13 protein-coding genes are annotated in these 11135 nt (G+C 37.2%); 6 read left to right on the top strand and 7 right to left on the bottom strand.

Annotated features, from left to right (window positions below; translation table 11 throughout):
- Positions 1–49 precede the first annotated feature (49 nt).
- Entirely contained in the window at positions 50–1108 is a 1059-nt protein-coding gene (locus AC57AW_RS19410) for a diphosphomevalonate decarboxylase (protein ID WP_496353202.1), read from the top strand.
- Position 1109: 1 nt separating this feature from the next.
- Complete coding sequence (locus AC57AW_RS19405) at positions 1110–1253, top strand: hypothetical protein (protein WP_496353201.1); 144 nt, start codon at positions 1110–1112, stop codon at positions 1251–1253.
- A gap of 46 nt (positions 1254–1299) precedes the next feature.
- On the opposite strand, the gene AC57AW_RS19400 is transcribed toward AC57AW_RS19405, so the two are convergent.
- Positions 1300–2382 carry an endonuclease/exonuclease/phosphatase family protein gene (locus tag AC57AW_RS19400; RefSeq protein WP_496353200.1) on the bottom strand — a complete coding sequence of 361 codons (1083 nt, stop codon included), beginning with the start codon at positions 2380–2382 and terminating at the stop codon, positions 1300–1302.
- A 110-nt stretch (positions 2383–2492) separates the two neighbouring features.
- Between AC57AW_RS19400 and AC57AW_RS19395 the strand changes: the two genes are divergently transcribed.
- Together AC57AW_RS19395 and gloA2 are read left to right on the top strand one after the other, a co-directional pair.
- On the top strand, positions 2493–2933 hold the full coding sequence (locus AC57AW_RS19395) for a nuclear transport factor 2 family protein (RefSeq protein ID WP_496353199.1): 441 nt from the start codon (positions 2493–2495) through the stop codon (positions 2931–2933).
- A gap of 35 nt (positions 2934–2968) precedes the next feature.
- Complete coding sequence (gene gloA2, locus AC57AW_RS19390) at positions 2969–3346, top strand: SMU1112c/YaeR family gloxylase I-like metalloprotein (RefSeq protein ID WP_496353198.1); 378 nt, start codon at positions 2969–2971, stop codon at positions 3344–3346.
- Between the two features lie 3 nt (positions 3347–3349).
- Here gloA2 and AC57AW_RS19385 read toward each other — a convergent pair whose 3' ends face one another.
- Entirely contained in the window at positions 3350–3733 is a 384-nt protein-coding gene (locus AC57AW_RS19385; RefSeq protein WP_149833103.1) for a DUF1634 domain-containing protein, read from the bottom strand.
- Positions 3733–4563 carry a sulfite exporter TauE/SafE family protein gene (locus AC57AW_RS19380; RefSeq protein ID WP_496353197.1) on the bottom strand — a complete coding sequence of 277 codons (831 nt, stop codon included), beginning with the start codon at positions 4561–4563 and terminating at the stop codon, positions 3733–3735. The genes AC57AW_RS19385 and AC57AW_RS19380 overlap by 1 nt, the downstream gene beginning before the upstream one ends.
- A 97-nt stretch (positions 4564–4660) precedes the next feature.
- Here AC57AW_RS19380 and AC57AW_RS19375 point away from each other — a divergent pair, with 97 nt between their 5' ends.
- Both AC57AW_RS19375 and AC57AW_RS19370 read left to right on the top strand, forming a co-directional pair.
- Entirely contained in the window at positions 4661–5212 is a 552-nt protein-coding gene (locus AC57AW_RS19375; RefSeq protein ID WP_496353196.1) for a DUF1543 domain-containing protein, read from the top strand.
- A 25-nt stretch (positions 5213–5237) separates the two neighbouring features.
- Entirely contained in the window at positions 5238–6350 is a 1113-nt protein-coding gene (locus tag AC57AW_RS19370) for a 5-(carboxyamino)imidazole ribonucleotide synthase (RefSeq protein ID WP_496353195.1), read from the top strand.
- A 204-nt stretch (positions 6351–6554) separates the two neighbouring features.
- Here AC57AW_RS19370 and AC57AW_RS19365 read toward each other — a convergent pair whose 3' ends face one another.
- The 4 genes from AC57AW_RS19365 to AC57AW_RS19350 all read right to left on the bottom strand — a co-directional run bounded on the left by AC57AW_RS19365 (position 6555) and on the right by AC57AW_RS19350 (position 11049).
- Entirely contained in the window at positions 6555–8678 is a 2124-nt protein-coding gene (locus AC57AW_RS19365) for a cation:proton antiporter (protein WP_496353194.1), read from the bottom strand.
- Positions 8679–8684: 6 nt separating this feature from the next.
- Entirely contained in the window at positions 8685–9251 is a 567-nt protein-coding gene (locus tag AC57AW_RS19360; RefSeq protein WP_496353193.1) for a hypothetical protein, read from the bottom strand.
- Positions 9252–9321: 70 nt separating this feature from the next.
- Positions 9322–10020, bottom strand: coding sequence for a hypothetical protein (locus AC57AW_RS19355; RefSeq protein WP_496353192.1), 699 nt, complete (start codon positions 10018–10020; stop codon positions 9322–9324).
- A 123-nt stretch (positions 10021–10143) separates the two neighbouring features.
- Positions 10144–11049, bottom strand: coding sequence for a DMT family transporter (locus tag AC57AW_RS19350; protein WP_496353893.1), 906 nt, complete (start codon positions 11047–11049; stop codon positions 10144–10146).
- Positions 11050–11135: the final 86 nt, after the last annotated feature.

The following is an 11135-nucleotide window of genomic DNA, read 5'->3' as shown; positions in this document are numbered from 1 at the left end:
TCAAAGAATTTTTGACGGGGTGGTTTAAAATAATGACTTAAATTAAACTATGACGACACAAGATTTTATAGGAAAAGAAAATTTCACCATTCATACCCAAACGGTTTCAGAAAGCTGCCCGTCTAATATTGCCCTGATCAAATATTGGGGGAAATATGCTGATCAGATTCCTGCCAACCCAAGTATCAGTTACACTTTAAACCATTGTAAAACCAATACCTCAATGGAATTTATCGCGGATGAATCTTTTTCAGTACAGACCTTTCTGGCTGGTAATGAAGAAGTGAAATTTGCAGAAAAAATTGAGAAATATTTCAAAAATATAGAACAGCATCTTCCCTGGATTTTAAAAGGGAGATATGTTATCAGGACAGAAAATACATTTCCGCACAGCTCGGGGATTGCAAGTTCAGCTTCAGGATTTGGAGCCATTGCAAAATGTCTGATGGCATTAGATGCTTCATTTACAGGAACAATTTCTGAAGAAGAATCTTTGAGAAAGGCTTCATTTTTAGCAAGATTAGGAAGTGGAAGTGCATGCCGAAGCTTATATAACGGACTTGTGGTGTGGGGAAAAACGGATGACGTAGAAGGAAGTTCAGATTTATTTGGAGTACAGTATCTGGATGCTGAAATTCATGAAGTATTCAGAAATTTTAACGACTGGGTTTTATTGATCCATGAAGGACAGAAAAGTGTTTCTTCAACGGTAGGGCATGGTTTGATGAATACCAATCCTTATGCAGAAAGAAGATTTCAGGAAGCCAGAGAGAACTTTGTTCCAATGAAAGAAATCCTGAAAAACGGTGATATGGAAAGCTTTATCAAGCTGGTAGAGCATGAAGCACTTACACTGCATGCAATGATGATGATGAGTGATCCGGCTTTTATCCTGATGAAAACAGGTACTTTGGAAGTCATCAACAAAATCTGGGATTTCAGAAGAGAAACCAGATTGCCTTTATTCTTTACACTGGATGCAGGAGCTAATGTTCACCTTTTATTCCCGAACAATGGTTCTGAAGAAGAGATTAAAACCTTCATCGAAGCTGAATTATTACAGCACACCCAGAAGAATGGAGTAGTGAAGGATGTAATGAAATTCTAGTATGAAAAAGAAGAAGATTTATATTCTCATTGCCATTGTTATTGTTTTATTACTTATGTTTTTTACCGAATATAAGGAAGGGACAGAAACAGGCAGCTGGGGTAGGAACAGAACCATTAATTGGTTCTGGGGGTTCAGTCTCTGATATAAAATATTCAAAAAAAGTGGGCCGAAAGCCCACTTTTTTATGCTTAATCCTCAGTAACCACAGTTTCCCGCTCGCCATCTTCTTTCTTTCCTTCCTCGATCATGATTTCAGCTTCTGCTTTCTCTTCAGAAGTCGCTGTTTCAATCAATTCTTCCTGTTCGTCGTTGTGATGATCTATGAAAAACTCGCAGTATACCGGAAGGTGGTCTGAACCAAAATTTTCCAATGTTTTCAGCTGTTTAATAAAAATATCTTCACTGTGAAACATCAGATCGATAGGAAATCTTAAAAGACGGTATTTCGCATGGAAGGTAGAAACAAAAGAATGCCCGATTCTAGGGTCTATGAGATGACTTGTTTTTCTAAAAAGTACAGATGACCTTGACCATGCAACATTATTGAAATCTCCCACTACAATAACAGGTTTTTTGATGTCTTTTACACATTTGGCTGTACTTAGAAGATCACCATCTCTTTCTTTTGATGTTTCCTCTTCCGTAGGACTTGGCGGCGGCGGATGAACCCCGAAGAAAACAAAAGAAAAGCCATCAGCTGTTTTCATGTGGATTTCAATACTCGGAATATCATCAGCTACAAAATAATGAGTCTTTGCCTCTTTGATTTCAATCCTGGAATAGAAATGCATGCCGTAGGTGTTTTCAAGAGTTACTTTATGCTGGAAGCCGTATTCATTTTCTAAAGGTCTCATTGCTTTTTCCCAGTCGCCATTGCTTTCCATAGTCATGAAAAAATCAGGATTATACTTTTTAACAAGCCCAATGAATTTCCCATAATCTTTATTGAACTGATACACATTAGCCGAAATAAAATGCAGTTTATCAGAAGACTTGTGGCGTTGTCTGTGTTTTTTTACAGGATAAAAACGGGTGTATTTGATAAGGGTATGGCTGTGATGAACAAACAAAACCAGCAGAAGTCCCTGGTAATACCATAAATATTCTTTAGGATCAGTAAAAAGGCCTAATAGAAAAGTGAAAAATATAAGGTAGGTGACCTGTATTTTAGCAAATTCCGGAACCCGGAATATCCAGTGAGAATGCTGTATTTTTGGCAGTATGGTCATGACCAGAAGAAGGATGGCCAAAGTCAGATAAATAATCCACATATAAAAAGCTCTGAAATAATTTTGACTACAATTTAAGGAAAATGAATTTTAAAATTTGTTAATCAATTTAAATTTTATTTTATCTATTTTTAATTATCTAAATCTATACTATGAATAAAATAGTCATGCTTCTTGTTCTGATCAGTATTTCTGGCTTCGGGCAGCAGAATAAAGATATTGAAAAACCTATCCGTAACCTGTTCCTTGGCATGAAAAATGCAGACTCAGAACTCGTAAAATCTGCCTTTTCGGAGAATGCAGTGTTGCAAACAATCACGAAAGACGGTACTGTAAAAAGTGACAGCATACCGAATTTCGTTGCTTCGGTTTCAAAATTTACAAAAGGGGATCTAGATGAAAGAATCATAGTAGAAGCTGTTCATACAGACGGAAACCTGGCCAGTGTATTTACTCCTTATTCTTTTTATTTAAAGGGAAAATTATCACACTGCGGTGCCAATAGTTTTCAGCTGGTAAAGCAGAATAATGAATGGAAAATCCAGTATATTATTGATACAAGAAGAAAGGATAACTGTAAAGAAATACAGTAATAAAATTCAATTGAAAATTAGTTTAAAATAAAAAAATGAAGATTCACCATATTGCAATTATATGTTCGGATTATGCCGTTTCAAAGAAATTTTATACAGAAATTTTAGATCTGAATATTATTCGGGAAGTATACCGTGAAGAAAGACAGTCTTATAAACTTGATCTGGCTATAGGAGAGCATTATGTCATAGAACTATTCTCTTTTCCTCATCCAGGCCAGCGCCCATCACGTCCGGAGGCATGTGGCTTAAGACATCTTGCCTTTTCTGTTGAAAATGTGGCAGAAAAAAGGAATGAGCTGATTGAAAAAGGCTTAAACTGTGAAGAAATCCGCATAGATGAATTCACCGGGAAAGAATTTTTCTTTACCCAGGATCCCGATCAGTTGCCGTTAGAGTTTTATGAAATGTAAAAATTAGTGAGCGTATCCAGCAAAGAAACTTACCGCCATAATTGCTAACACGATTGAAGAAATGACTACATATACGTAGTCTTTTTCTTTTAAATACCCTATTAAAGCAAAAACAATTCTCATCAAAGGTGTGAAAATCAGCAGAAGAATTCCCAACTGAATAATGGCCATTCCTTCTCCTTTGCACAGAGAATTCCAGAAATGTCCCCATACTTTATCTGAAGAAGTACCTACCACAAGGCTTGTATATTTTTCAGGCATTTTAAAACCCTCAAAAAATAACTTGATAAAACCAATCAGAGAGGTTGCCACAGATAGAATAACACCCAGCCTCAGAAGATTTCCTACGGAGCGGTTCAGATCTACATCTGTAAAATTCTTTCTCATTATCTGAAGCTTTTGTTGATACCGTTATACATCATGTAAATAGACAGAATGGTAATTACAATGGCAAAAAATACTTTTAATTTTTTGGTCTTGGATACCATCAGCGTTTTTGAGCCGATAAAACTTCCGATGACAACCCCTATCAATACAGGAGCTACAATTACCGGAATAATTTCTCCTCTCTGGAAATAGATCAGCGCACTGGCTACAGCTGTTACCCCAATCATGAAGTTACTGGTTGTTGTAGATACCTTGAAAGGCAGTTTCATCATATTGTCCATTGCCAATACCTTCAACGCTCCGGAACCTATTCCTAAAAGTCCGGACATAGCACCTGCAAACATCATCATCAAAAATCCAGGAACTGTATTTCTTGCAGAATAGCTTTTCAATACTCCTTTATCAGGGAATGTTCCGTACAATTTCAGCTTCTCTTCCAGACTTCCTTTGACCAAAGGCTCCTGGTGATCAGGCTTACCTTTAAGATTTAAAATAACCGTTAAAAGAAGGATACTAGCGAAAATAATTCCGATCGTATTAGGGTTAAGCATCCCTGAAACCAGGGCACCTGCAATAGCACCTGCGGTGGTGGCAATTTCGAGAAACATCCCGATTCTCATATTGGTAAACCCTTCTTTGACGAAAGCTACAGCCGCGCCGGAAGAGGTACCAATCACTGAGATAAGTGAAGCACCGATAGCATAATGCATTGGAACGCCAAAACCTAGCGTTAATAAAGGAATGATAATAACTCCTCCTCCTAAACCCGTAAGTGAACCTAAAAGACCAGCGGAAATTGCGCCAAGGAAGAGTATGATGATTTCTGACATACTACAAATAATGTTACAAATATAAAATTATTGTAGTAGTCTGCCAAACATTTGAAAAAGATAAATTTAACGTATTTTTGTATGCATGAAAAATGTAATGAAATTATTTTATGTTATCCTTGGGGCAACTCCTAAAGGAAGAAATATTGAGCAGCACGATGTTTTCTTCGGAATAGCAGAGAATCTTAAAGATTTAATTCCGGATATGAAAGAGTTTTGGAAGGAAGCAGAAGGTAAAATTCATCTGGATTGTTATCAGGAAGTGAGATTTGCTGACGGCTATGAAGTGGAAATTGTAGAGAAAGGAGAGAAGTCATCAGAAGACCAATTGTTTTTCCTTAATCTGGGAGGTTACAAACCTGGTTTCTTTGAAGAATTTCATGAGCAGCACTTAATGGTAGGGCAGTCTATGGGAGAGATTATAAAAAGGGCAAAAGCTACTGAGTTTTATCAGACAATGGGCTTTGAAGGTGCTGTAAGTCATATTGATGATAAGCATGGAGTAGATATTGATGATATTTTCAATGTGAGTGATATTCTTCCTGCCTATATGAAAGAAAAATATGCTATCGTTCTTAAAAAATCTGATACAGAAGATCAGAAGAACCCGATGGGACTTGGGTATTTAAAAATTGATAAAATTCAATAAGAAGTAAATCTAATAAAAATAAAAAATGAAAATAGGAATTCTGGGAGGCGGACAGCTGGGAAGAATGTTGATACAAAGCGCACTGAAGTATGATGATGAGTTTTATACTCTGGATCCGGCTTCTGATGCACCATGTCATAATATCTCATATTTTACACAGGGGAATTTTAATGACTATGATACGGTTCTGAACTTCGGAAAAGATAAAGATGTTGTTACGATTGAAATAGAACACGTAAACGCTGATGCATTGGCAGAACTTGAAAAGCAGGGAATAAGAGTGGTTCCTAATGCCAATATCATCAAAACGATCCAGCAAAAGATCCTTCAGAAAGAATTTTATAAAACTCATGATATTCCAAGCCCGGAATTTCAGGTGGTATGGAACAGTGATGAGAAAATTATCATGCCATTGCCATTTGTACAGAAAATGAATACAGGCGGATATGATGGAAAAGGAGTACAGGTGATCAAAACAGAAGAAGATTATCAGCACTTATGGACAGAAGCATCTGTTATTGAAAGCCTGGTGGATATTGAAAAAGAACTTTCCGTCATTGTAGCCAGAAATGAAAAAGGAGAAACCAATGTTTTTCCGATAACAGAAATGGTAGCTGATTCAAAACTAAATCTTTTGGATTTCAATGTTTGTCCAGTTCTTCTGACAGAAGATGTTCAGAATCAGATTGATTCTATTACAGAGAAATTCTTAGCTGCAGTGAACTCTCCGGGATTGTTTGCTATTGAATTATTCCTTGACAAAGAAGGTAAAATATGGGTAAATGAAACTGCTCCAAGACTTCACAATTCAGGACATCAGAGTCAGGAAGGAAATACCAATTCTCAGTTTGAACAGATGTACCGTGTAGTAAAAAACCTGCCTTTAGCCGATACTGATGCCATCACGTACAGCGGAATGCTGAATCTGGTAGGAGCAGAAGGATATGCCGGAAAAGTAGTATACGAGGGAATGGAAGATATTCTTAAGTTACCTGAAACCTACATCCATTTATACGGGAAAACCGAAACCAAACCAGGAAGAAAAATGGGACACATCAATGTCCTTGCTGATTCCAGGGAAGAGCTAATGGAAAAGCTTGTACAGGTGAAAGGAATGGTAAGAGTAATTGCTGAGTAAACCATTTAAAAAATATAAAAGGGAGCTGTTATTTTAAAAAACAGCTCCCTTTTTTGTTATGTAATTGTTCAATTGGCTTTAGCCAAAATCTAAATTAAGTTTCGCCTAAAGCCCGATCCTATTGATGGTTCAAATTGTTTGATGATTTAATAAAAAATGATTATTCATATATAGATAACTTCCAGCATCCTTCTTTCAGCTTCTTTATTTAAAAATCTTCTGAATCACATTTCCAATCTCCACAAAATCTCCGTGATTTCCTACAGAACGTATTTCCGGACTGTTTTTATCATATTCTGAGAAAGGGAAGATCAATAGATAATTGTTATCATTCAGATTCCTGTTCAGGAGTTCCGGGATCAGTCTCATTCGTGGAATATAGGATTTCATACCTCGTTTTGCCATTAGAATAATCAATGCTTCATCGTCTTTCAGCTGGGCAGCGGTTCTTTCACCATCCTGCCATGTGCTCATAATGATAAATTCTGCCTCTATACTGGCTTTCTTCATGATTTTCTGCAGAATATCAATGATGTTTTCAGGAGCATAAAAAACAACTGTAGCCCCGGAATTTCTGGCAATATTCCAGACTCTTAGCAAGGCATGGAAGAATCCGGCATCTTTATCTGCATTCTCAGGAATCATGACCGCATATTTTTTTATGGTGGAAAGCGGTTGTGCTGCATGATATACGAGTACATTCACATCATCATTCTGCAGATAGCCATTGTAAAGATTATAGATAAAAGAGGGTGAGAATCCTTTTTCATCCTCCAATCCAATGATGAGGTCTGTAATTTTCTGTTCTTTAATAACATTATTGACTCCATTTACGACGTCATTGTCATATCTTTTTAGGGCCTGTAGCTTCACATCCGCCGCCGCCGCCGCATCTGCTGCCTGGTGAAGAAGTTTCTCCGCATTCTTTACTGAAGATTCATTTTTATCTTCATTGATGACATTCAGGGCAAACAGATCTTCTGTATTGGAATGTGCTTTGATGAGAATTCCCAAGTTCACCATTCGCTCAACAGTTGCCTCATGGTTGATGGCCAAAAGAATACTTTCTTCTTCATGAGTATTCCCCGAAACAGTATCTTCGTTGTCACTTTCAGCGATTTTCTGAGCACTTGCCATGGAAATGAAAGAGGAAATGGTACACGAAATAAGGATCAGTAAAATACTTCCGTTCAGGACGTGTTCATTTAATAATCTTACAGGTTCCCCGGTTTCGGTTTCAGAAAGGATGATGTTGTATCCTACCATTACTGAAGCCAATGTAGCTGCTGCTGATGCAGAACTCAACCCGAAAATCAGTTTTCCTTCCTCTTTGGTCAGTCTGAATGTTTTTTGAGTGGCCACTGCAGAAAGATATTTCCCTCCGATAGAAGCTACCAGCATGATTCCAGCTACTTCCAGCGTTTCCCAGCTTTTAAAGAAAACTTTAAAATCAATCAACATTCCCACACTGATCAGGAAGAATGGAATAAAGATGGCATTTCCCACAAATTCAACTCTGTTCATCAAAGAAGAAGTATGAGGAATTAATCTGTTTAAAGCCAATCCTGCAAAGAATGCTCCGATAATGGCTTCCACACCGGCCAGTTCAGCCAGCATTGCCGCCAGATAAATCATGACCAATACAAAAATATATTGTGAGATTTTATCATCCACCCTTTTGAAAAACCAACGGCCTATAATAGGGAATACAATTAATACAATCAATGCAAAAACGATGAAAGAAACGGATAATTTAACCCAAAATTCTGTTCCCACATCTCCCTGAGACATTCCCACAATCACAGCAAGCACTAATAATGCGAGGATATCTGTGATCATAGTACCTCCAACGGTAATATTAACAGCCTTGTTTTTGGCGATTCCTAACTTGCTCACCAATGGATAAGCAATAAGGGTATGGGAAGAAAAAAGACTGGCAAACAAAATAGACGTCAGCATAGAAAAATGCAGAAGATAATAACCTCCCAGATAACCTAAAACAAAAGGGACAATAAAGGTATAGAGCCCAAAGGTGAGGCTTTTCCACTTGTTCTTTTTAAAATCTCCCATATCAATCTCAAGACCTGCCAGGAACATGATATAGAGAAGTCCGGTAGTTCCCGTTACCACAATGCTGCTGTCTCTGGACAATACATTGAATCCGTTCGGACCGATGATGGCTCCGGCGATGATAAGCCCCAAAAGATGGGGAACTTTAATTTTATTTAGCAGTAATGGTGCTGCCAGAATGATGACCAGTACCAACAGGAATTTCAGTACCGGATCTTCTATAGGAAGACTCAGGTTGTGTATACTCAGTAAAATCATAAGTGTTTATTTTGTGGAACGTACTAATTCAACAGAGAACTTGGCAGTACAGCCATCGGAGGTGATGGTTCTTGTACCTTTGATCTTGTTGTCCGAAATATCATTAAGAAGAACGCTCATTTCTACATTCTTTTTGGCCGTAGAATCGGTTTTGAAGTACAGTCTGATCTCATTGTTTTCAAACTTGCCTGTGTACAGCCTTACCAGATTATTGTTGTTGATGATTTTGGTAATAGGCTGGGTAGAATCATTATCGAATTCCCAGATATCAGTACGCTGGTCGCCCACCGCATACTCACTGCAGTTGGATTCTGTACAGATGACCTTTCCATTCCATGGACCGGAAATTTCCGCGGGCCATGAAGAAGTAATGACTACAGAATCTTTTTTGGCAAAAATACTGTCCCTCATTTTAAGGAGCGACTGATATTCGGATTCTTTCTTCGCGAATACTTTTTCTTTTTCTAATAATTGTTTTTCCCTGTCTGTCAGATTTTTTTCCTTCTCTTTGTAATCACAGCTTACAAGAAGAAAAGAGGCGGCCAGAAATAAAAAAAATGTGTTTTTCAGCATATTGTATGGGTTGAGTATACAATATAAGAAAAATGAAGGGAATATAAAAATAGCCTCTTGACGATACTCCCTAGTATTCTAAAGGAATAAAGACAATTCCCGACACGTCAAACCCTTGTATATTGGTTTTCCAGACAGGAGATGTTTTTACGATATCGGTGAGTTGTTTTTTGATGGTATCAGAAATATTCAAATTTTTTATTTCTACAAAAGATGGAACTCCGTTTGGGTTTATATCTAAAATAAGAACAGAATTCCCTTTCTCTCTTTTCTTATATTTCTTTTCCAGGACCGGATAGATGTTTTTTTCAATCCATTGCTCCAATGCTGCTTCACCACCTTCGAATTCGGGATGCGGAGGTTTATTGTCTTTAAATTTTGGCGGAAGATCCTTTGGATAAGAGGTCAGATTTGAATTTTCTTTGACTAATGTCAGCACTCCCTTTTTATTGGGACTATAGATTTTATGGTTGATTTTTTCTGTGATAAGGTCAATATCCACAAAATGAATTTCTGTGTTGTTGATTCTATAAATACCTCTGTGAGTTTCTTCCCCGGATATTTTTTTAACAAGAGCATTTTCTCTGATAGTATCTCCTTTATTAGGAATCAGATATAATTCCTGATCCGTTTCTTTGTCTTTTTTGTTTTGAATATAGATTTTGTAATCAAAACTTTTCAGTTTGATCTCTTCCCTTGGCTCTGCTTTTTGAGAAAAATAAAATGCAGGAAGAAGTAAAACAGTAATGATGGATAGCTTTTGCTTCATGGTTATAAGAGTTGTGTTTGGGCAAATGTAAAGAAATTCTGATACTTACCTGTAAATTTTAACCCTTTTCAATGAATAGAAATACAATAAAGCAAATAAAAAAATCAGGAAATTTTTCACATATTATAATGCTTTCTGCCTCCTGAACATTTCGGGTTTGTAGTTAATAATAAAAACACCACAAATGATGAGTATCGCAGCAAGAATAAACTTAAACGTCACTTTTTCATCCATAATCAGCCAACCTAGAAATATAGCGATGATGGTGTTGATATAAGCCAGAATAGAAACCTGTACCGGCGAAATTTTGGTCAATGCATAGTGGAAAGCAAAAAAAGCAGCTACAGAACCAAAAACAGAAAGGTATAACATAGCTGAAATACTTTTTACAGACCAGTTTCCAAAGTTATAATTTTCAGAAAATAGGAAAGCCAAAATAATCTGAACAACACCTGCAAATAGGAATTGATAGAAAAGGTTCAACGTTATATTGCCGCTTTGGATATTTAATTTTTTAGTGAAAATAGTTCCTGAAGCCCATCCTGCAATAGCACAGAACAGGAAGATCATTCCCATTCTGTAATCCGGATTGGCAAGATCTTTCAGTCCGTCCCAGAAAATAAAGAGAATACCGCTGAAACACAACATAATCCCACTAAGTGCCCGCAGGCTGAACTTTTGTAATCCAACAGCCACACTTCCCAGAAACACCAGAATAGGTGAGCATGCACTGATGAGTGAGGCAAGACTGCTTGAAACAGTTTCCTCAGCCACAGTCGTCATACCATTGGCAACCACCAGCATCAGTGAAGAAAAAATAATCTGATATCCCAAGCTTTTCCAGCCAATCCATTTGAATTCTCTTCTCGAAAGAAGAACGACAAGCATAATGATAGAAGCTAAAAACTGACGGATTCCGGCTACAAACCAGGCGGGAATGGTTTCTACAGCCACACGGATGGCCAAAAAGGTTGTTCCCCAAACCATAGCAACGGTAAGAACAGCAAAAATAAGTTTATAATCTTTCAACGTAAATAAGTAGTGTAACAAACAAATTTAATTGTTTTAAAATGATTATGATGGGTACAGTTGCTTTCATTTTTGCTGGTACAGAT

The sequence above is a fragment of the Chryseobacterium sp. BGA-UO-ETr-SB22 genome (assembly GCF_059567885.1).
Note: the sequence above shows the minus strand (reverse complement) of the source record. Positions and strands in the feature narration are given on the sequence as shown.

Excerpts from the sequence above, each read along its gene's own strand:
- AC57AW_RS19410 (WP_496353202.1), top strand. The coding sequence starts at position 50 with ATGACGACACAAGATTTTATAGGAAAAGAAAATTTCACCATTCATACC.
- AC57AW_RS19405 (WP_496353201.1), top strand. The coding sequence starts at position 1,110 with ATGAAAAAGAAGAAGATTTATATTCTCATTGCCATTGTTATTGTTTTA.
- AC57AW_RS19400 (WP_496353200.1), bottom strand. The coding sequence starts at position 2,382 with ATGTGGATTATTTATCTGACTTTGGCCATCCTTCTTCTGGTCATGACC.
- AC57AW_RS19395 (WP_496353199.1), top strand. The coding sequence starts at position 2,493 with ATGAATAAAATAGTCATGCTTCTTGTTCTGATCAGTATTTCTGGCTTC.
- gloA2 (WP_496353198.1), top strand. The coding sequence starts at position 2,969 with ATGAAGATTCACCATATTGCAATTATATGTTCGGATTATGCCGTTTCA.
- AC57AW_RS19385 (WP_149833103.1), bottom strand. The coding sequence starts at position 3,733 with ATGAGAAAGAATTTTACAGATGTAGATCTGAACCGCTCCGTAGGAAAT.
- AC57AW_RS19380 (WP_496353197.1), bottom strand. The coding sequence starts at position 4,563 with ATGTCAGAAATCATCATACTCTTCCTTGGCGCAATTTCCGCTGGTCTT.
- AC57AW_RS19375 (WP_496353196.1), top strand. The coding sequence starts at position 4,661 with ATGAAATTATTTTATGTTATCCTTGGGGCAACTCCTAAAGGAAGAAAT.
- AC57AW_RS19370 (WP_496353195.1), top strand. The coding sequence starts at position 5,238 with ATGAAAATAGGAATTCTGGGAGGCGGACAGCTGGGAAGAATGTTGATA.
- AC57AW_RS19365 (WP_496353194.1), bottom strand. The coding sequence starts at position 8,678 with ATGATTTTACTGAGTATACACAACCTGAGTCTTCCTATAGAAGATCCG.
- AC57AW_RS19360 (WP_496353193.1), bottom strand. The coding sequence starts at position 9,251 with ATGCTGAAAAACACATTTTTTTTATTTCTGGCCGCCTCTTTTCTTCTT.
- AC57AW_RS19355 (WP_496353192.1), bottom strand. The coding sequence starts at position 10,020 with ATGAAGCAAAAGCTATCCATCATTACTGTTTTACTTCTTCCTGCATTT.